General features: G+C 65.3%; 19 protein-coding genes. 7 read left to right on the plus strand and 12 right to left on the minus strand.

Annotated features, from left to right (window positions below; all coding sequences use genetic code 11):
* Positions 1-34 precede the first annotated feature (34 nt).
* From ACQY4V_RS13520 to ACQY4V_RS13530, 3 genes are all read left to right on the plus strand, one after another.
* On the plus strand, positions 35-838 hold the full coding sequence (locus ACQY4V_RS13520) for a hypothetical protein (RefSeq protein WP_428512473.1): 804 nt from the start codon (positions 35-37) through the stop codon (positions 836-838).
* Between the two features lie 176 nt (positions 839-1,014).
* The gene (locus ACQY4V_RS13525; protein WP_057794230.1) at positions 1,015-1,773 is read left to right on the plus strand and encodes an electron transfer flavoprotein subunit beta/FixA family protein; all 759 of its coding nucleotides are present in this window, start codon (positions 1,015-1,017) and stop codon (positions 1,771-1,773) included.
* Complete coding sequence (locus ACQY4V_RS13530) at positions 1,773-2,702, plus strand: electron transfer flavoprotein subunit alpha/FixB family protein (protein WP_428512475.1); 930 nt, start codon at positions 1,773-1,775, stop codon at positions 2,700-2,702. Before ACQY4V_RS13525 ends, ACQY4V_RS13530 begins: the two co-directional genes overlap by 1 nt.
* Before the next feature lie 141 nt (positions 2,703-2,843).
* On the opposite strand, the gene ACQY4V_RS13535 is transcribed toward ACQY4V_RS13530, so the two are convergent.
* Complete coding sequence (locus tag ACQY4V_RS13535) at positions 2,844-3,680, minus strand: DUF6473 family protein (RefSeq protein WP_428512477.1); 837 nt, start codon at positions 3,678-3,680, stop codon at positions 2,844-2,846.
* Between the two features lie 157 nt (positions 3,681-3,837).
* Here ACQY4V_RS13535 and ACQY4V_RS13540 point away from each other — a divergent pair, with 157 nt between their 5' ends.
* Positions 3,838-4,713 carry a 3-hydroxybutyryl-CoA dehydrogenase gene (locus ACQY4V_RS13540; protein WP_428512479.1) on the plus strand — a complete coding sequence of 292 codons (876 nt, stop codon included), beginning with the start codon at positions 3,838-3,840 and terminating at the stop codon, positions 4,711-4,713.
* A gap of 64 nt (positions 4,714-4,777) precedes the next feature.
* Here the strand turns inward: ACQY4V_RS13540 and ACQY4V_RS13545 are convergent, their stop codons facing one another.
* The 7 genes from ACQY4V_RS13545 to ACQY4V_RS13575 are packed head-to-tail and all read right to left on the minus strand — an operon-like array spanning position 4,778 to position 10,232.
* Positions 4,778-5,686, minus strand: a complete 909-nt coding sequence (locus ACQY4V_RS13545) for a lysophospholipid acyltransferase family protein (RefSeq protein WP_222452546.1) — start codon at positions 5,684-5,686, stop codon at positions 4,778-4,780.
* A 7-nt stretch (positions 5,687-5,693) separates the two neighbouring features.
* Positions 5,694-5,972, minus strand: coding sequence for an HPr family phosphocarrier protein (locus ACQY4V_RS13550; protein WP_222452545.1), 279 nt, complete (start codon positions 5,970-5,972; stop codon positions 5,694-5,696).
* 31 nt (positions 5,973-6,003) lie between these two features.
* Entirely contained in the window at positions 6,004-6,387 is a 384-nt protein-coding gene (locus ACQY4V_RS13555; RefSeq protein WP_222452544.1) for a PTS sugar transporter subunit IIA, read from the minus strand.
* Positions 6,384-7,319 carry an RNase adapter RapZ gene (gene rapZ, locus ACQY4V_RS13560; protein ID WP_428512482.1) on the minus strand — a complete coding sequence of 312 codons (936 nt, stop codon included), beginning with the start codon at positions 7,317-7,319 and terminating at the stop codon, positions 6,384-6,386. The genes ACQY4V_RS13555 and rapZ overlap by 4 nt, the downstream gene beginning before the upstream one ends.
* A gap of 13 nt (positions 7,320-7,332) precedes the next feature.
* The gene (locus ACQY4V_RS13565; protein ID WP_428512484.1) at positions 7,333-7,755 is read right to left on the minus strand and encodes an HPr kinase/phosphorylase; all 423 of its coding nucleotides are present in this window, start codon (positions 7,753-7,755) and stop codon (positions 7,333-7,335) included.
* A 45-nt stretch (positions 7,756-7,800) separates the two neighbouring features.
* Positions 7,801-9,519, minus strand: a complete 1,719-nt coding sequence (locus tag ACQY4V_RS13570) for an ATP-binding protein (protein WP_428512486.1) — start codon at positions 9,517-9,519, stop codon at positions 7,801-7,803.
* Positions 9,520-9,530: 11 nt separating this feature from the next.
* Entirely contained in the window at positions 9,531-10,232 is a 702-nt protein-coding gene (locus ACQY4V_RS13575; RefSeq protein ID WP_152493613.1) for a response regulator transcription factor, read from the minus strand.
* Between the two features lie 398 nt (positions 10,233-10,630).
* On the opposite strand from ACQY4V_RS13575, the gene ACQY4V_RS13580 reads away from it, so the two are divergent.
* Complete coding sequence (locus ACQY4V_RS13580) at positions 10,631-12,229, plus strand: phosphoenolpyruvate carboxykinase (RefSeq protein ID WP_428512488.1); 1,599 nt, start codon at positions 10,631-10,633, stop codon at positions 12,227-12,229.
* Between the two features lie 267 nt (positions 12,230-12,496).
* On the opposite strand, the gene ACQY4V_RS13585 is transcribed toward ACQY4V_RS13580, so the two are convergent.
* Entirely contained in the window at positions 12,497-13,165 is a 669-nt protein-coding gene (locus ACQY4V_RS13585) for a MarC family protein (protein ID WP_152493615.1), read from the minus strand.
* 204 nt (positions 13,166-13,369) lie between these two features.
* On the opposite strand from ACQY4V_RS13585, the gene ACQY4V_RS13590 reads away from it, so the two are divergent.
* Positions 13,370-14,596, plus strand: coding sequence for a HAMP domain-containing protein (locus ACQY4V_RS13590; RefSeq protein WP_428512490.1), 1,227 nt, complete (start codon positions 13,370-13,372; stop codon positions 14,594-14,596).
* Positions 14,597-14,728: 132 nt separating this feature from the next.
* Here ACQY4V_RS13590 and ACQY4V_RS13595 read toward each other — a convergent pair whose 3' ends face one another.
* From ACQY4V_RS13595 to ACQY4V_RS13605, 3 genes are all read right to left on the minus strand, one after another.
* Positions 14,729-15,175, minus strand: coding sequence for a YtoQ family protein (locus ACQY4V_RS13595; protein WP_428512492.1), 447 nt, complete (start codon positions 15,173-15,175; stop codon positions 14,729-14,731).
* A gap of 137 nt (positions 15,176-15,312) precedes the next feature.
* Positions 15,313-17,712: a phenylalanine--tRNA ligase subunit beta gene (gene pheT / locus ACQY4V_RS13600; RefSeq protein WP_428512494.1), complete on the minus strand. Its 2,400-nt coding sequence runs from the start codon at positions 17,710-17,712 to the stop codon at positions 15,313-15,315.
* A gap of 317 nt (positions 17,713-18,029) precedes the next feature.
* On the minus strand, positions 18,030-18,803 hold the full coding sequence (locus ACQY4V_RS13605) for a sulfite exporter TauE/SafE family protein (protein WP_428512496.1): 774 nt from the start codon (positions 18,801-18,803) through the stop codon (positions 18,030-18,032).
* Between the two features lie 197 nt (positions 18,804-19,000).
* Here ACQY4V_RS13605 and ACQY4V_RS13610 point away from each other — a divergent pair, with 197 nt between their 5' ends.
* Positions 19,001-20,689, plus strand: a complete 1,689-nt coding sequence (locus tag ACQY4V_RS13610; RefSeq protein WP_428512498.1) for an acyl-CoA dehydrogenase family protein — start codon at positions 19,001-19,003, stop codon at positions 20,687-20,689.
* Positions 20,690-20,735: the final 46 nt, after the last annotated feature.

Consider the following 20,735-nt stretch of genomic DNA (forward strand, 5'->3'; position numbering starts at 1 on the left):
TCCAACGCCCGGTCCGAGCAGCCAGGAGAGGTCCATGACCCTGCCCACCATCGCCATGTTCTGGGACGGCCCGCCGCTGGGCTTCATCGAACGGCTGTGCGTCACGTCCTTCGTCGATGCCGGCCATCCCGTGGTGATGTTTTCCTACCACGGGGTCAAGGATTGCCCGAAAGGCGTCGAACAGGCCCCCGCCTCCGACATCCTGCCCGACCCCGACACCATCGTGCGCCACGAACGCACCGGCAGCCCCGCGATCCATGCCGACAAGTTCCGCTATCACCTGCTGGCCAAGAACGACGGTATCATCTGGTCCGACACCGATGCCTACTGCCTCAAGCCTTTCCTTCCCAAGGACGGCTTCTTCTTCGGCCGCGAAAGCGACAAGGTTGTGGCCAACGGCGTGATGGCCCTGCCCGCCGCGTCGCCCTCGCTGCAAAACCTGATCGGGTTCTGCGAGGACGAGTATGCCATCCCGCCCTGGATGATGCCCCGGCACAAGGAGGAAATGCGCGCCCGTGCCGACGCGGGCGACCCGATGCATGTGTCCGAAATGCCCTGGGGCGCGTGGGGCCCCAAGGCGCTGTCGCATTTCCTGCACCAGAACGACGAGTTCAAGCACGCGCTCGATCCCCACGTTCTGTACCCCGTCCTGTTCGAGGACCGGCGCATCTATTTCCGAGAGGCGTGGAAGGTCTGGAACCAGGTGCAGGACGATACCGTCTCGATCCATTTCTATGGCCGGCGCGTGCGCGAACGGCTGTGGAATCGTTTCAACGGCACCCCGCCCGAGGATTCGGTGCTGCATGAACTGGCGCAGAAACACGGCGTCGCTCCCTGATACCGGCGCTTTGCGCACAGATTCCCCATGCCGTACCGGAAACGCGACGTCGCAAGTCGGAAACGTGACGATTTTACCCTGTTTCCCCGGCTAACAGTTCTGTATCAAACGCCCCAGAGCAAGGGGCGGAGCCGCGTTGCTGCGGCTCCGTGTAATTTTTAAGGGAGACCATGCCGATGAAGGTGCTCGTGCCTGTCAAACGCGTGATCGACTACAACGTGAAGGTCCGCGTCAAGGCGGACGGATCGGGCGTCGATCTTGCCAATGTCAAAATGTCGATGAACCCCTTTGACGAAATCGCCGTCGAAGAGGCCATCCGCCTGAAAGAGGCCGGCAAGGCCGACGAGGTCGTCGCCGTGTCCATCGGCGTCAAGCAGGCGCAGGAAACCCTGCGCACCGCGCTGGCCATGGGCGCCGACCGCGCCATCCTGGTCGAGGCCGCCGACGACGTGCACACCGACATCGAGCCGCTGGCCGTCGCCAAGATCCTCGCCGCCGTCGTCAAGGAAGAAGAGCCCGGCCTCGTGATCGCCGGCAAGCAGGCCATCGACAACGACATGAACGCCACGGGCCAGATGCTGTCGGCCCTGCTGGGCTGGTCCCAGGGCACCTTCGCCTCCAAGCTGGACATCGACGGCGACAATGCCGTGATCACCCGCGAGGTCGATGGCGGTTTGCAGACGATCAAGGTCAAGATGCCCACGATCGTCACCGTGGACCTGCGCCTCAACGAGCCGCGCTATGCCTCGCTGCCCAACATCATGAAGGCCAAGAAAAAGCCGCTCGACGAGAAAACCGCCGCCGATTACGGCGTCGACGTCGCGCCGCGCCTCGAAATCGTCAAGACCGAAGAGCCCGAGGCCCGCAAGGCCGGCGAAATGGTCGGATCGGTCGATGAACTTGTCGCCAAACTCAAAGAAGCGGGGGCCGTGTAATGTCTGTACTTCTTCTTGCCGAAGTGAACGACGGCGAACTGGCGCTCGACGCCACCGCCAAGGCCGTCACCGCCGCCTCCAAGCTGGGCGACGTGACCGTGCTCTGTGCCGGGGGCTCCGCCGCCGCCGCCGGGGAGGCCGCCGCCAAGATCGACGGTGTCTCCAAGGTCCTCGTGGCCGAGGACGCCTCGCTGGGCCACCGCCTGGCGGAATCCACCGCCGCGCTGATCGTGTCGCTCGCAGGCGATTACGAGCACATCGTGGCCCCGGCCACCACCGACGCCAAGAACGTGATGCCCCGCGTGGCGGCCCTTCTGGATGTCATGGTGATCTCCGACGCCTCCGGCGTTGTCGACGCCGACACGTTCGAGCGTCCGATCTACGCCGGCAACGCGATCCAGACGGTGAAATCCTCCGACGCCAAGAAGGTCGTCACCTTCCGCACCTCGACCTTCGATGCCGCCGGCGACGGCGGCTCGGCCTCGGTCGAGACCATTTCCGCCGCCGACAACCCCGGCCTTTCGGAATGGGTCGAGGACAAGGTCGCCGAATCCGACCGCCCCGAGCTGACCTCGGCCGGCATCGTCGTCTCCGGTGGCCGCGGTGTCGGTTCGCAAGACGACTTCAAGCTGATCGAGAACCTCGCCGACAAGCTCGGCGCCGCCGTGGGCGCGTCCCGTGCCGCGGTGGACTCGGGCTATGCCCCCAACGACTGGCAGGTCGGCCAGACCGGCAAGGTCGTCGCACCCGACCTCTACATCGCCGTCGGCATCTCGGGCGCGATCCAGCACCTTGCGGGCATGAAGGACTCCAAGGTCATCGTCGCCATCAACAAGGACGAAGAGGCGCCGATCTTCCAGGTCGCCGATTACGGCCTCGTGGCCGACCTCTTCACCGCCGTGCCGGAACTGACCGAGAAACTCGGCTAATCCGTCCCGCACATGGCACCGAACTGACCCGCCCCCGTGGCGGGTCTTTTCGTTTGGACGGCCGCAACCCGCGCCCGACTGTTCCTCCCCGCTCACGGGTGTAGGGTGGGTGAAAACCCACGCGCCACCGATTGCAAGCGCTCACGGGTCCAACACCCCCGCCAATACCGGGATCAACGTCTCCGCCACCGCGTCATGCGCCGCCTGCCCCGGCAGATCCCGCGGCGCGTCCCCTTCGCGCCCCGCCGCGTAGGGTGGGTGAGAACCCACGCCTTGACCGTCTCGCGCCACCTTGCCGGCGTCCACGAACGCCACTGCGTACCGCTGCAAAGCCACGACCATCTCGCGTCCCACCAGCACCGGCTCACACCGCGCCTCCACCGCGTCCTCATCCCGATCCGGCGCCCGCTCGGAAAACCACAACAGGATCACCGGCGCCCGGATTTCCGCGATCAGCCGCCGCATGCCCGCGTCCCAGGACTGCGCCAGGCCATGCCGCACCTCGCTGAACCGCTCCGCCGAAACCGCATTCAGATGCATCAGCATGTGCCGCGTGAAACTGAACTCGGTGAAATCCACCTCCGGGAACAGCGCCCGCAACGGCGCTTCCGCCCGCAGGAACCGATCGTTGCGCCGCGAATGCACCTTGTAGAACGGGTTCGACAGGTTCGCCGCGCACGGCACCTGCACCACCACCGCCGCCGCCCCCGACGCGATGCGCACCAGACCCGGATCGCCCAGCAAGACATCGATCCCCGCATTGGGCTGACCCAGGTTCACGCAAGCCACGCCGGTCACCGCCTCGATCCCTTGCGCAAAGGGCCGGGCGACGAACTTGCCATAGGTCTCCGTCCCGCCAAGAAACGCCACATACTCGTTCGTCAGGCTGCGTTTCGGCCCGCGAAACGCCAGCTTCGACGCCCCGTACCGGCACGTCTCGGGCGTCGCGTTCCAGCGGCCCTTGCCATGAAAGGACATCCCGCCCACCTCATTTAACTCACCCGGTTGCCAGCTTTGGGCCGCAGGTCTTGCGATTCCGTTAAACGCTCAATTCGACCAGAATTTTAACGTCCGCTTTCCCTTGCAGCGCCCGCGGCACGGGGCATATGGTGTCGCAAAAGCGAAAGGGACCTGCATGGAGATCCGCAAGGTGGGCGTCGTCGGAGCCGGACAGATGGGCAACGGAATCGCGCATGTGATGGCCGTCGCGGGCTATGACGTCCTGCTCAACGACATCAACCAGGAGGCGCTGGACAAGGGCCTCGGGGTGATCAAGTCGAACATGGACCGCATGGTCAGCCGCGACAAGATGAAGGCCGAGGACCGCGATGCCGCCCTGTCGCGCATCACCACCACGCTCGACCTGCCCGAACTGGGCAAGACCGACCTCGTCGTTGAATCCGCCACCGAGCGCGAGACCGTCAAACAGGCCATCTTCGAGGATCTCGTGCCGCATCTCGGCCCCGACACCATACTCACGTCGAACACCTCGTCGATCTCGATCACCCGTCTTGCCAGCCGCACCGACCGCCCCGAGAAATTCATGGGCTTCCACTTCATGAATCCCGTCCCGGTCATGCAGCTGGTGGAGCTCATTCGCGGCATCGCCACGGACAAGCCCACATACGACGCCTGCCTCGCCGTCGTGGAAAAGCTCGGCAAGACCGCCGCCTCTTCCGAGGATTTCCCCGCCTTCATCGTCAACCGCATCCTGATGCCGATGATCAACGAGGCGGTCTATACCCTCTACGAGGGCGTCGGCTCCGTCACCTCCATCGACACGTCGATGAAGCTCGGTACCAATCACCCGATGGGCCCGCTGGAACTGGCGGATTTCATCGGGCTCGACACCTGCCTTGCCATCATGAACGTCCTGCATGACGGGCTGGCGGACACCAAGTACCGCCCCTGCCCGCTGCTGACCAAATATGTCGAGGCCGGCTGGCTGGGCCGCAAGACCGGCCGCGGCTTCTACGATTATCGCGGCGAGGAACCGGTCCCGACCCGCTGACGCAAGGCCGATAAGACCCCACGCGGGGCGCGTCCGTAGGGTGGGTGAAAACCCACCGCCGTCCTCACGTGTCGCCCAGGCTCAACGTATGCTCGCGCAACCACGCCATGAACCCGCGCGGGTCCTTGTCCAAGAGCTCCATCTGCTCCGGCGTGATCGGCTTGCCCACCACCGGCTTCTGCGGGTGGTTGCAGCCCCGCACCACCTCGTGCAGCAACAGGCTCTGGCGCAGCGTGGCCGAAATGCAATTTGCCATCTGGTAAGCCCGTGAATTGGCGCCGGGGAAGTAGATCGGCACCACCGTGGCGCCCGACCGCCGGATCATCTGCGCGGTAAAGACGTTCCACTCGCGTTCCTTCACCGGGCCGAACAGGCTGTCCGACGACGCCACCACGCCTGACGGGAACACGCTGATCGCGCCGCCTTCCTTCAGGTGTGCCATCGCCTTGGCCCGCATCTCCACCGACTTGCGCTGCGCGTCCGGCTCGTGGGGGAACGGCACCGAAATCATGTAGGACGCCGCCACCTCGTCGATCCCCGTCAGCAGCGCCCGCGTCAGGATCTTGTAATCGGTCCGCCGCCGTCCGATCAGATCGGCTAGGATCATGCCATCGACCAGCCCGTGCGGATGGTTCGCCACGATCACCACGGGGCCGGTCTCGGGGATGTTGTCGATCTGGTCCTGCGGGGTCAGCAGCGGGATACCCATCGTATCCAGCGCCGCGCGCCAGAACGGCTGGCCCGTTGGAGCGCCGCGCTTCTCGAAGGCCTTGATCATCTTGATGATCGTCAGCTTGCCCGTCACCCATTCGATCGCCCGGATCGTCAGCGCCGTGGCAGGGCTGTCGAACGAATTGGCATAGGTCAGGCTGCGCCGGTCGTATTTCGTGAAATTGACCGACCCGGGCTGCGCCTCGCCGCTCTGATCCTGCGCCTTGTCCGCCACGTGGTCTGTTCCCGTATCGCCGCGCATCGCGCGCCTACATCTCCTCGCCGAACCTGTCGGCCACCAACGCGCTCATGGCGTCGGCCAGGGCCTCCGCGTCGGGCCCCCAGGTTCGCACGTCAATAGTCGTTCCGCGCGATGCTGCCAACATCAAAAGCCCCATGATGCTGTCCGCACCCGTGGTTTGCCCATCATGGCTGACCTCGGCCTGCGCGTCGAATCCTTCGACCACCTCCACAAGCTTGGCCGCCGCACGCGCGTGCAGGCCCTTCTCGTTGACGATCTCGATCTCGCGGGTGACGGTGTCTGTCATTTCAGTCTGGTCTTTCTGGGTCTGTCCCGGGTCACGGGGTGTGACTGTCGATATACTTGCGCCCCGCGTCGAGGGCGGCACGGGCGGCATCGGGCACGGCCAGATGGCGGCTCTTGGCCAGCTTCAGCAGCATCGGCAGGTTGGCCCCGTACAGGATCCGCCGGTTCTCAGGCTGGCACGCCTTCAACGACAGGTTAGCCGGCGACGCGCCGAAAATGTCCACCACGATCAGCACGCCATCGCCGGTATCCACCTCGTCGGCGACCCGGCAGATCTCGTCCTGCTTTTCGGTGCGGTCGAAATCGCCTTCGATCGGGATGGCACGTATTCCGGACTGCCCGCCGACGACATGCTCGATCGCCTTCAGATAGCCCTGCGCCAGGCCGCCATGCGCCACGATCACGATCCCGATCACGCCCCGATGTCTCCCTTCAGCCCTGCCTCGGCGTGTCCGCCGGGCCCGGACGGCACGATCAAGCCGCGCCGCTCCAGTTCGCGATGCCTTATAGACACCTGCCAGCCGGCCTCTGCAAGGGCCTGCGCCAAGGTTTCTGCCATGGTGACGCTGCGATGCTGGCCGCCGGTGCAGCCGAACCCGATCGCCAGGTATGCCTTGCCTTCCGCCTTGTAGGCCGGCAACAGCTGGGTCACCAGGTCGCCGACCCGCGTGGCGAAGCCCTCGAACATCGGATCTGCGCCCACATAGGCCTGCACACGTGCGTCCTGCCCCGTCAGTCCGCGCAGGCCGGCCTCCCAGTAGGGATTGCGCAGGAACCGGCAGTCCAGCACCATGTCCAGCCCCCGTGGCAGCCCCCGCTTGTAAGAAAACGACTGCACGGACACCGACATGTGCCCGCCCTCGCCCGGTGCGAACCAGCGCGACAGATCCGCCCGCAGGTCGTGCGGCGACAGTTCGGACGTGTCGATCAGGATATCCGCCCGCGCCCGGATCGGGCCCAGCAGGTCGAACTCGCGGGCGATGCCGATATCGGGGGTCTCGGCCGGGGCAAGGGGGTGGCGACGCCGCGTTTCCGAAAAGCGCCGCGTCAGCACCTCGGCACTGCTGTCGAGATAGAGCACCTGCAGATGCACCGTCGCATCGGTGCTCAGCCGGTCGATCACCTCGATCAGCGCATTGGTGGAAAAATCCCGGTTGCGCGTGTCCACGCCCAGCACCAGCGGCTTGTCCGGGCCCTCGCCCTCGATCAGCCGAGGCAACAGCGACAGCGGCAGGTTGTCGATCGCCTCGAACCCCATATCCTCCAGCGCGCGGATCGCAGTCGTCCGCCCGGCCCCCGAGGGGCCGGTCACCAGAACCAGTCTTTTCGTCACCGGACCTGCCGGCATCGCGGGCCACTCCTCATTCCCGGCATGTCTGCCTTAGATATACTGCAACCGCAGCAGAAAAATGGGCGCTCTCGGATTTGTTAAGGACCGGCAGCGAAACGCCCATCATCACCGCCGCGTGGTCTCCGGGAAGACGGGCGGTTTCGACCGTGTCCATGTCGACGATCAGCGCAACGGGCACGGGTCCCACGGCGCCGGGGCGCAGGATGCCCACGCCCCGCGCCTCGATTTGGCCGCGGATGGTGTCCGGCGCGTCGGCCCAGAGCGTGCCGCCCTCGGCCCAGACCACCGTGCGGTCGTCCGCCACCAGCCCCGCGCCCATCGCCAGAAGCTGCAGCGCGAGGCCCGACTTGCCACTGCCCGACGCGCCGCGGATCAGAACCGCACGGCCGTCGATGGCGACGGCGGTTGCGTGGCGTGTCTGCTTGTCCGTCACGCCGGCGGCTCGGGAAATGTCAGTGCAGGTAACGCGCCCACCGGCTCAGACCGGCAGACCCACGACGAAACGTGCGCCAAGCGGGTCAGAGGTGACGTCGGCATCGGTGGGCCGGATGTTCTCGGCCCAGATCACGCCTTCATGCGCCTCGACGATCTGCTTGGAGATCGACAGGCCCAGGCCCGAATTGTTACCGAAATCATTCGCGTCCCGCTGCGAGTAGAAGCGGTTGAAGATCTTGGTCAGCGCCTGTTCGGGAATGCCGGGGCCGGTATCCTCGACCACGACCACCACACGGTTTTCCCGCTTGCGCGCCCAAAGACGGATCGCGTCGCCTTCCTCGCAGAACGAGGTGGCGTTGGTGATCAGGTTCACGAAAACCTGGGCCAGCCGCGCTTCCAGCCCCATGATGACAATCGGGTCCTCAGGGAAATCGGTGATGAATTCCACGCCCTTCTGCCGCGCCTGTTCGCCCAGGTAATGCGCCAGGTTTTCCAGCATCTGGATCAGGTCGAAGGCCTCCTGCTCCTCGCGGACCAGCTCGCTGTCCAGCCGCGACGCGTTCGAGATGTCGCTCACCAGCCGGTCAAGGCGGCGCACGTCATGCTCGATCACGTTCAAGAGCTTCTCGCGCTGGTCCTCGCGCTTGGCCACGCGCATCGTGCCTACCGCGCTGCGCAAGCTGGCCAGCGGGTTCTTGATCTCATGCGCGACATCCGCCGCGAACTGCTCGTTGCCGTCGATCCGGTGGTAAAGGGCCGTCACCATGCCTCGCAACGCGCCAGAAAGCCGTCCGATCTCGTCGGGACGTGCGGTCAGGTCGGGAATGCGGACGCGTCCGCCGCCATTGTTGTTTCCGTTGCGGTTGCGCGCGCCGCCCACTTCGGCGGCGGCAGCCAGCTCTGCCAGCGGATTCGCGATGGTCGAGGCCAGGATCAGCGACAGGCCCACGGAGACCAGCGTCGCCACCAGGAACATCTGCAGCACGCGTTCGCGCTCCATCCGGCTCAGCTTGTCGATCTCGCCCGATGCGCTGGCCAGCGCGACCACGCCCACCGGCCGGTCGCCCTGCAGGATCGGCGTCGCCACGGTAAACACCGTCGCGTCATCGCTTTCGCCCCGACCCACCTGTGTGCCCTCGTTCAGCGCGTCGTCGACCATGCCTTGCGCCAGGGCCTCCACGCTGACTTCCGTCTCGGTGCTCAGGATCGCCGAGAACGGCGCCGACACCCAGTTCCATACGTGGTTCAACGCGTCGGTGATCACCGTGGGCTTTTCCGGCACGCCCGCGTTCGGCCGTGGCAGGCGGCCTTCGGTCCGTCCGACCAGCTGACCCGCGCGGTCGTAGACCAGCACGTCGATGCCCTGCTGGACATCCAGGCCGTCCAGCGTGCCCGCCACGTCCAGCCCGTCCATCGCCACAAGGCTGACGGGCGCCCCCTCGGGCAATTGCGCCTCGAACACGTCCGCGATCAGTTCCACGTCGCTTTGCAACCCGTCGGCATGCTGCTGCGCCAGCCCGTCGCGCGACGAGTTCAGGTACAGGATGCCCGCGACCAGCACGTTCAGGGCAATCAGGTTGAACGTGATGATCTTCCGCGTGAGCGACCCGCCACCACTGCCAAAGTAGCCCCGGCGCGCGCGGCGCCTGCGGACCTCTTCCTCGACGACGTTCTCCGGCGCCACGAAATCATCGCCAAGAACGACGCCGTCATCGTCATTCAGCGAGTGATCGCGCACCTGGAAGCCCTCCGCCAATGCCATGTTTCAGGCCATCATTCCTCGTTGTAACGATACCCGATACCGTAAAGCGTTTCGATGGCCGAAAATTCCGGGTCCACCATCCGCAGTTTCTTGCGCAGACGCTTGATATGGCTGTCGATGGTCCGGTCGTCCACGTAAACCTGGTCGTCATAGGCCACGTCCATCAGCTGATCGCGGCTTTTCACGAAACCCGGGCGCTGCGCCAGCGCCTGCAACAGCAGGAATTCCGTCACCGTCAGCGAAACGTCCTGCCCTTTCCACGACACCGCGTGGCGCAGCGGATCCATGCGCAGCTCGCCGCGCTCGATCACCTTGGTTTCCTCGGTGTCGGCCACGACGTTGCCATCGACCGCGTCCTGCCGGCGCAACAGCGCGCGGATGCGCTCGACCAGCAGACGCTGGCTGAACGGCTTCTTGACGTAGTCGTCCGCGCCCATGCGCAGGCCCAGAACCTCGTCGATCTCGTCGTCCTTGGAGGTCAGGAAGATGACCGGCATCGCCGATTTCTGCCGCAGCCGTTGCAACAGGTCCATCCCGTCCATCCGCGGCATCTTGATGTCCAGCACCGCCATGTCGGGCAGCTTCTTGCTGAACGCCTCATAGGCTTGCTGACCGTCATTGTATGTTTCGACTTCGAAGCCTTCCGCCTCGAGAGTCATGGACACCGATGTCAGAATATTCCTGTCATCGTCCACAAGGGCGATTTTTGACATAATGATTTCCTTGTACTGCTCGATTGCCTGCTTTTTTCCAATACTATGATCCGTTTTCGCCTTTTTAATCAATCCCAAACTGCGAATCAGACACGCTTTCCCAACCATCTGACGCGAAAATGTCTTAGGAATGGCTAAATTGACTCACTTTATCGGCCGGCGGTTGCAGGCCTTTTGCGGCCGCGCTCCGATGATGGCGCTAACGTTTGGCATGGTGGCGCTAACGCCTGATCTGATTGCGCTAACTGTGCATTTGCGTCCTGTTCAATCATAAAACCGTCATGTTAAGACGCCCGCGACACATCCGGCAGGGGCCGGAGTCTCGCCGCCAATTTCGGCGGACCTGCATGGCCAGAACCGCCACGACGGCGGATGGCCGGAACTCAAGGAGCGCACGCATGTCAGCAGGACGGGTCAATCCCAACTTTACCCTCGAGCACCAGGGGATCACGGGCCTCGGCCAAGTGCATTACAACCTGATCGAACCCGCCCTGATCGAAGAGGCCCTCCGCAAGGGCGAGGGGCGCCTCGGCAAGGGCGGCACCTTCCTCGTCTCGACCGGCCAGTTCACCGGCCGCTCGCCCAAGGACAAGCACGTCGTCAAGACCGACAGCGTCGCCGACAGCATCTGGTGGGAAAACAACGCCCCGATGACGCCCGAGGCGTTCGACCAGCTCTATGCCGACATGGTCGCCCACATGCAGGGCCGCGACTATTTCGTGCAGGACCTCGTCGGCGGCGCCGACCCCGCGCATTCGATCAACATGCGCATGGTCACCGAACTGGCCTGGCACGGCCTCTTCATCCGCCACATGCTGCGCCGCCCCGAGCGCGAGGCGCTGGACAGCTTCACCGCCGACTTCACCGTCATCAACTGCCCGACCTTCAAGGCCGACCCGGCCAAACACGGCTGCGTGTCGGAAACCGTGATCGCCATCAACTTCGATCGCAAGCTGATCCTGATCGGCAACACCGAATACGCCGGCGAGAACAAGAAATCGGTCTTCTCGGTGCTGAACTACCTGCTGCCGGAAAAAGGCATCATGCCGATGCACTGCTCGGCCAACCACGCCAACGGCAACCCAGTCGACACCGCCATCTTCTTCGGCCTTTCGGGCACCGGCAAGACCACGCTCTCGGCCGACCCGGACCGCACGTTGATCGGCGACGACGAACACGGCTGGTCCGATCGCGGCACCTTCAACTTCGAGGGCGGCTGCTATGCCAAGACGATCAATCTCGATCCCGAGGCAGAGCCGGAAATCTACGCCACGACCGAGAAATTCGGCACCGTGATCGAGAACATGGTCTACGACGAGGAAACGCTGGAACTCGACTTCGCCGATGACAGCCTCACCGCGAACATGCGCTGCGCCTACCCGATGAGCTACATTTCCAACGCCTCGGAAACCGCGCTCGGCGGGCATCCCAAGAACATCATCATGCTGACCTGCGACGCGTTCGGCGTGCTGCCTCCCATCGCGCGGCTGTCGCCGGCGCAGGCGATGTACCACTTCCTGTCGGGCTTCACCGCCAAGGTCGCCGGAACCGAGCGTGGCCTGACCGAGGCCGAGCCGACCTTCTCGACCTGCTTCGGCGCGCCCTTCATGCCCCGCCGCCCCGAGGTCTACGGCAACCTCCTGCGCGAAAAGATCGCCAAGCACGGCGCGACCTGCTGGCTGGTCAACACCGGCTGGACCGGCGGCGCCTACGGCACCGGTGAGCGGATGCCGATCAAGGCCACCCGCGCCCTGCTGACAGCCGCGCTGGACGGCTCCCTGAACGAGGTCGAGTTCCGCAAGGATCCCAATTTCGGCTTCGAGGTTCCGGTCAGCGTGCCCGGCGTGCCCGAGGTTCTCCTGGACCCGCGCCGCACCTGGGACGAAGGTGCCGCCTACGACGCGCAGGCCGACAAGCTGGTCAAGATGTTCGCCGACAATTTCGAGCAGTACGTGCCCTATATCGACGAGGACGTGAAAGCCGCCGCCATCGGCTAAGGCTCACACGCCCCGACCGGGCTAAGACCGCCCCCGTGCCTCCGGCGCGGGGGCTTTTTCATACCGGTCGTTCGTGGCCGCCTCGCGCTTGCACGGCGCGTCTTCGCAGAAAACGGCGGTCCCGCCGTCCCGGACCCGATCCGGGACCTCCCCCCACAATCCTCCAGCGTAGGGTGGGTGAGAACCCACGCGTCTCCCCGTTGCGATGCAAGAACCCAAGCGCCCCGCCACCCAAGGGTGGGTAAAAACCCACCTGGGGGCGCCACGCTACTTCGGCGCCGCCTTGTTCAACGGGCTCTCCACCGGCGGCGGCGCCACGTCCATCACGCCCAGCGCGTCGAACCCGCCCAGCACCGCGTCCACCGCGATGGTCGCCAGCACGATCCCCATCACCCGGCTGATCACACTGGCCCCCGTGCTGCCGATCACACGGTGCACGTATGTCGCCGCCAAAAGCAGCCCCAGCGTCATGAGCAGTACCAAGAGAAGCAGCCCGGCCGTGATCGCCTGGTTGGCCAGGGACTCTGTGTGGTTGTCCGTCAGGATCACGATGGCCAGCATCGCACCCGGCGACGCGATCGACGGCATCGCCAGCGGAAACACCGCGCCCGCCAAATGGTCGCGCTCCGCCTCCTCGATCTCTCGCGCAGGCTTCGACTCGCCGAAGATCATCGTCATCGCGAAGAGGAACAGGATGATCCCGCCCGCGATCTGGAACGACCCCAGCCGCAGCCCAAGCGATTCCAGCAGGAATTGCCCGCCCACCAGGAACGCCAGCAGCACCAGCGCCGCAATCGCCACCGCCCGCAGCGCGAAACGCCGGTGCAGCGCCCGCGGCACACCCTGCACCGCGAACAGGAAGACCGGGATCGACCCCACCGGGTCGATCACGACGATCAGCGTCACCAGTTCTCGTGCAAGGGCGGCCCAGTCCATGGCGCGGTGCCTCTCAGGTCGGTGGCGGTGCGCGAACGCCCGGCGGCGCCCGGGCGGCCCGCCCCATGATGCTTACGCAAAGCCGCCCGGTTTTGAAAGTGTCGCGACTGCCCCGAGCCGCCGTTTCCGCAAGGGCCGATACTCAATTCAGCTACTCTTTCTGCGCCCCCGTACTAGTTCAACGGCAACGGGTTCATCGGGGGCATGGGGATGCTGAGCGACGACAACCCCTCTATCGGACGTTTCGACAAGTCGTTCCTGATCCACATGATCCGGGACTTTTTCATCATCCTCGTCATCGTCACCGTGCTTGAGTTTTCGCTCAAGGCCGCGCTCGTCTATTACAACTACGTCGCCAACGGCGAGGACGAGGCCCAGGTCGTGGCCGAGGACCTGGCCGACAACGTGCGCTCGATCATGCGCAACGAAGGCGGGCCGGTGGCCGCCCGCACCATGTATCCCATCCTCGAGACCAACTGGTCCGATCTGGGCTACGTCATCGCCATCGAACCCGCCCCGGTCACCGTGGCCTCGATCGAGGAGGGCTTCGGCTTCACTCCGGTGGGTATTCCGGCAGAGGACTGGCCCGAGGGCAATTTCCGCGTCTCCAGCGTCGATGTCGAGGCCGAGGCCTTCTGCCTTGCCTGCCACACGCAGGCCGAGGTCGGTGATACGCTCGGCACCGTCACCGTGCGCAACTACCTCGCCCGCGACTTCGCACTCTGGGCCGAGGACGTGCGCCTGACCGCGGCGCTTTCGGCAGGCAAGATCGTGCTGCACTCGTTCCTTCTGTTCCTGATCCTGCGCGCCCGACTGGAGCCGCTGATGGAACTGCGCTCAACCGTCAGCAGGCTCGCCCGCGCCTATGGCAGCCTCGGCCACCGGGCCGAGATCCGCACATCCGACGAATTCGGCGTGCTGGCCCGCGACCTCAACCTCTTTCTCGACCGCATTTCGACCATCATCGGCGAACTGGACGCCGTGCTGGCCAAGGTGGTTGCCGTCAATGACGACGTCATCGCGCTGCAAAGCGATCTGCGCGGCTCGATCGACCGCGTGGTCTCGGACGTACGCCGCCTGGAACGCGACGCCATGATCTCGGCCAAGCGCGAGCCGCGCCTGTCGAACGAATGGTTCGCCGCTGTGCGCGGCCAGATCGCTGAGCTTGACGCCGCCCTGCCCGAGACCGAGACCGCCTCGGCCGCCGAATTGCTCGAGTCCCTGCGCGCCGTCGTCGCCGATGCCGAGGCCAAGATCGCCTCGTCCGAGGAGGTGTTCCGCAAGCTGGCGGATATCGGCGACCAAAGCGAGACGCTCAAGGGCTCGATGCTGGAAATGACCCGGCTCGAGGAGCGCCTGCAAAGCATCGTGGAAACCTGCGGCAACCTCGTGCGCCGCCTGCAACCCGAAGACCGCAAGCCCGAGGCGTGACATTGCCCCGTAATGCAGGGCGCCACGCCTATCTCAGCGAAGGCCGGAACCAATTCGGCAACGCCCCTGCCGGTCTCGCGTCCCGGCTGGCACCGTAGGGTGGGTGAAAACCCACGCGATCCCACGCCGCAATTACTTCGGCAACGTCCCTTCCAGGACATAGCGCAGGATATCAACCACCTGCCCCGGCTCGCGCGTCACGGCCAGCGCCGCGGCGTCCACCTCTTTCAACGCATGGTCATGCTCCGGTGGCTGCAGGATGATCAGCGACTTGCCCATCGCGCTGGCGTACCCTGCGTCAAAGGCGGCGTTCCACTGCTTGTACTTGTCGCCGAACCGCACGACCACCACGTCGGCCTCCTCGATGCCCTTGCGCGTCCGGATCGCATTCACCATCGCGCCCTTGTGGTCGTGCCAATACTTGTCATCCTCGGCCCCGAGGATCTTCACGCCGCAATCGTCACTGGCCCCGTGATCCGTCACCGGCGCGGAAAATTCCACGTCCAGGCCCTTGGCCCCCTCGATGATCTGCTCGCGCCAGTCGGTATGGATCTCGCCGGAAAGGTATACGCTCAGCATCTATTATCCTCCTTGTTCATTGTCGCCGCACAATCTGCATCCCGCGCCCCGGATGACAAGCCGAACGCGGCACGACATCCACCGTAGGGTGGGTGAAAACCCACGCGCTTCCGCGTGCGCCGTACCGCGATCCAATTTCATCCGCGCAGCGTGCCACCCGTCGCCTTCGTGACCTTCTCGACGATCCTCGCCGACACCGCCTCGATATCCGCGTCCTTCAACGTCTTGTCCGTGGGTTGCAACCGCACCGTCAGCGCGAGGCTCTTCTTGCCCTCGCCCAGGCTGCCGCCGATGAACTCGTCGAACACGCGCACATCCTCGATGAGGGATTTATCCGCCCCGGCGGCGGCGTTGACCAGCGTCAGCGCCTCCACGTCGGCATCCACCACGAAGGCGAAATCGCGTTCCACCGCCTGCAGATCGCTGATCTTCATCGCGCCCCGGTTCGCGCCGGCATTGCGCGGCTGCGGAATTTCCTGCGGGTAGAGGGTGAACCCCACGACCGGCCCCTTCACATCCATCTCGCGCAGGATCTTCGGATGCAATTCGCCGAAAACGCCCAGCACCTTCTTCGGCCCCAGGCAGATCATCCCGTGCCGGCCCGGATGCCACCAGTCCGACGCCCCGCGCAGGATCTGCACCTTCGCCGGCGCACCCAGCGCCCCCAGGATCGCCTCGGCATCCGCCTTGGCGTCATATAGGTCCACCGGACGGCTCGCCTTGTGCACGTCCTTCGGCCCCGTCCGGCCCACCAGGATGCCGCTCACCTCCACGTGCTGCTCTCCCGGTTCACCACCGTGAAACGCGTGGCCCAGCTCGAACAGCGCCAGGTCCATCGCCCCCCGCGCCTGATTGCGTGCCGCGGCCCGCAACAACCCGGGCAGCAGGTCCGGCCGCATATGGCTCATCTCGCTGCTGATCGGGTTGGCCAGCATCGTCGCGTCGCCGCCCCCGCCGAACAGCGCCGCACTCGCCTTGTCGATGAAACTGTAGGTGACGCACTCGTTATAGCCCAGTGACGCCGCCATCCGCCGCGCCGCCCGCTCGCGCTGCTGCGCGGTGCTCAGGATCGGCTGCGGCACGCCCGCCTGCATCCGCGGCATCGGGCGACCCTCCAGCTTGGTCAGCGACGCCACCCGCGCCACTTCCTCCACCAGGTCGGCCTCGCCCATGATATCGGGCCGCCAGCTTGGCACGTGGGCGGTGTTGCCCTCCATACGAAAGCCCAGCCGCGTCAGCGTCTGGCGCTGCTCGGATTCGGGAATGTCCATGCCCACCAGCGATTGCACCCGCGCGGCATCCAGGCGGTACGCCCGCGCCACGTCGGGCACCTCGCCCGCCACCACCAGGTTCGACGCCTCGCCGCCGCACAGGTCCAGGATCATCCGCGTCGCCAGGTCATGCGCTTCCATGTTGAACGCTGGGTCTATGCCCCGCTCGTTGCGATACCGCGCGTCCGAGTTGATCTTCAGCGCCCGTCCGGTATGGGCGATCTGGATATGATCCCACACGGCGGCTTCCAGGAACACGTTCGTGGTCTCGGACGTACAGCCCGTCTCGAGCCCGCCCATGATGCCGCCGATGCTCTCGATGCCCTTGTCGTCGGAAATCACCACCTGGCCCCTGGAAAAGGTGTAGTCCTTCTCGTCCAGCCCCACCAAGGTCTCGCCACCCTTGGCGCGATGCACCCGCAGGTTGCCCGTCACCTTGTCGGCATCGAACACGTGCAGCGGGCGGTTGCGGTCATAGGTGAAGAAATTGGTGATATCGACCAGCGCCGAGATCGGGCGCAGCCCGATGGCCCGCAGCCGGTCCTGCAACCACTCCGGGCTCGGCCCGTTGGTCACGCCACGAATCAGCCGGCCGGCGAATACGAAACAGCCGTCCGTCTTGGTGTCGTCGTCAATGCTTACGGTGATGGGACAGGGAAACTGCCCTTCCACATGCGCCCGCGGCGCCTCCTTCATGGTGCCAAGGCCCCGCGCGGCCAGGTCCAGCGCGATCCCCCGCACGCCCAGCGCGTCGGGCCGGTTCGGCGTGATCGCGATCTCGATGACCGGGTCCACCTTGGCAGGGTCGTTCTCGGCCAGCCAGTCGGCGAACCGCTCCCCGACCTCGCCCGAAGGCAGCTCGATGATCCCGTCATGCTCGTCCGACAGCTCCATCTCGCGCTCCGATGCCATCATGCCGAAGCTCTCGATCCCGCGGATCTTGCCCACCCCGATGGTGGTGTCGATCCCGGGCACGTAGACACCGGGCTTGGCCACCACGACGGTGATGCCTTCGCGCGCATTCGGCGCCCCGCAGATGATCTGCTTCACGCCCTCGTCGGTTTCCACCTGGCACACCCGCAGACGGTCCGCATCGGGATGCTTTTCGGCGCTCACCACCTTGCCGATGGTGAAGTCCGCAAGCGCTTCCGCCGGGTTGGAAATCTCTTCCACCTCGAGACCAAGATCGGTCAGCGCCTCCGCGATCTCCGCCACGCTGGCGGTGGTTTCAAGATGGTCTTTCAGCCAGGACAGGGTGAATTTCATCGTCTCTCATCCATGCGGGTTCAAACTTGTCCCGGGCGCTTTACCGGATATGTTCCGCGCTTGAAAGAGGGCACCGCAGCGGGGGGCCAGCCCCCCACGTCGAAACCCCGGTTTCGACGCTCCCCCCGGGATACTTATGGCCAGAGGAAAAAGGTGGTGACACACCTTCCTCTGGCCGAATATATCCCCGCGGGAGGCCCCCACCTGCCAGGAGGCGCAACGCCGGGGCAGCCCGTCGCACCACGGCACCCGCGCCCGAGGAGCCGCCCGGAGGGTGGGCGACGAGACAACCGGCGCGGCGCAGCCGCACCACCTTTCTAGAAGCTCATGATCCCGCGCCGCACAAGGTTCAGGCCCGCGATGACCAGCACCGCCAGCGTCAGCCGCCGGAACAGGCGCTGGTCGATCCGGTCCTGCAGCATGAAGCCGATACCGAGGCCAATCAGCGCCGGCACGATCAACGACAGCGACAGCGGCAAAGTCGAACGGTTCAGCACGCCCGACACGGTATGCGCCCCGGTCAGCAGCACCGCCCCCATGCCGTAGATCACACCCTGCACGCGCATCTGCTCGGTCTTTTCGGTGTCCAGTGCGGTCAGCATCGCTACCGTAGGCGGCCCCCACACGCCCGAAATGCCGCCGAAGAACCCCGCCACGGCACCGATCCCCGCCTCCACGCGCCGCCCGGGATTTGGCGGCAGCCGCAAGGGTCGCCCGGCCAGTGCAAAACCCGCGTAGATTATGATCGGCACCCCGATCAGCAGCAGCATCACGGCCTCCGGAATCGCCCGGACGAGCTGCGCCGAAACCAAGAGAAGCGCCATCCCCGACGACAAAAACACCCGGTACTTCGCCAGCGAGCCCAACGCCGCCCGCACCCCCTGCCGCAGCGCCTGCCAGACGTTCGACACCAACGTGGGCAGGATCAGCCCCGCCAGCGCCACGTCGGGCGGCATCACCGTGCTCAGCCCCGAGATCACTACCATCGGCATGGCGAATCCCACCACGCCCTTGACCAGTCCGCCCAGCACGGCCACGCCCCAGGCGAACGCCATCACCATCAACCAGTCCGGGCCGAGCAACGCATCCATGCGCCTCTCGTACCACTTTTCCCGGGGCGCGCACGGCCTAAATCACCGTCATGACTGCGGGAAATCCACGCGGACCCACCGCGCCCCGCGACACGACAGCGCAATATTCGACCAATTTGCGCGCCGCATGAGCATAATAGTTGCGCTGCACCTGCGAAATGGCTATGCCGGTGCGGCGAAAACCGAAGGAGCTACCCATGGCGCATGACGGACAGGACGTTGACCTTTCGACCGAGATCCTCCTGAAGGACCTGCTGGAGCTGACCGGCAAGGCCGTGGCCCCGGCCGAACAGATCCTCGACAAGGCCAGGGACGCCCTGCGCGCGCTCGTCACCGTCGAGGGCCGCGTCTCCTCGGGCGCCGTGGAGCAGCACCAGACGGCCAGCCACGGCCTCGCCTGGCTCGCCACCTACGTCGAATCCCTGCGCCAGATGCAGGGCTGGGCCACCCGGCTGAAGGACGAAGGCAAGTTCGGCGAGGTCGAGCAACTCATTCACCAGATCGCCTTCGGCGAATATCTCTGGCAGATTTACGGCGGCATCCCGATGAACCAGGGCGAGATCCTGCGGCTGCAGGACATCGGCCTTTCCCAGGACGACATGCGCGTCCTGATGACGCCCGAGGTCCAGACGCTCACGCAATCCGGCAACACCCAGGCCGCGCGCCTCCGCCTGGTGGAATTGATGCAGGAACGCGCCGCCGAGATCACCGTTGGCGTGACCGGCCTCGACGAAGAGCTCGAGATGATCCGAGAGCAGTTCCGCCGCTACGCCGTCGACAAGATCCTGCCCGAGGCGCATGAATGGCACCTCAAGGACGCACTGATCCCGATGGAAATCATCGAGGAACTGTCGGAAATGGGCGTCTTCGGCCTGACCATCCCCGAGAAATTCGGCGGCCTCGGCCTGTCGAAAGCGTCCATGTGCGTCGTCTCCGAGGAACTCAGCCGCGGCTATATCGGCGTCGGCTCGCTCGGCACCCGCTCGGAAATTGCCGCCGAGCTCATTATCGCCGGCGGCACCGACGCGCAGAAGGAAAAATGGCTCCCCGGCCTCGCCTCGGGCGAGATCCTGCCCACAGCCGTCTTCACCGAGCCCAACACCGGCTCCGACCTCGGCTCACTCAAGACCCGTGCCAAGCAGGACGACAACGGCGACTGGATCCTCAACGGCAACAAGACCTGGATCACCCACGCCGCGCGCACCCACGTGATGACCGTGCTGGCCCGCAGCGTGCAGGGCACCGACGATTACAAGGGCCTCAGCATGTTCCTCGCCGAAAAGACCCCCGGCACGGATGAAGAGCCGTTCAAGGATCCCGGCATCTCGGGCGGTGAGATCGAGGTGCTGGGCTATCGCGGCATGAAGGAATACACGGTCAATTTCGACGACTTCAAGGTGAAGGGCGAGAACCTTCTGGGCGGCGAAGAGGGCAAGGGCTTCAAGCAGCTGATGGAGACCTTCGAGAGCGCCCGCATCCAGACCGCCGCGCGCGCTATCGGCGTGGCGCAGAACGCGCTCGATCTCGGCATGCAATACGCGCAAGACCGCAAGCAGTTCGGCAAGGAACTGATCGAGTTCCCCCGTGTCGCCAACAAGCTGGCGATGATGGCGGTCGAGATCATGATCGCCCGCCAGCTGACCTATTACTCGGCCTTTGAAAAGGACGAGGGCCGCCGCTGCGACGTCGAGGCCGGCATGGCCAAGCTCTTGGGCGCCCGCGTCGCCTGGGCCGCCGCCGACAACGCGCTGCAAATTCACGGCGGCAACGGCTTCGCGCTGGAATACCCGGTCAGCCGCGTACTCTGCGACGCCCGCATCCTCAACATCTTCGAGGGTGCCGGCGAGATCCAGGCACAGGTGATTGCAAGACGGCTCCTCGGCTGAAGTTTTCGCAGACCGTCCAGTGGACGGTCTGCCTAGCCGGCACGCG

The sequence above is a fragment of the Roseovarius sp. genome, assembly GCF_965277045.1.
Classification (GTDB): domain Bacteria; phylum Pseudomonadota; class Alphaproteobacteria; order Rhodobacterales; family Rhodobacteraceae; genus Roseovarius.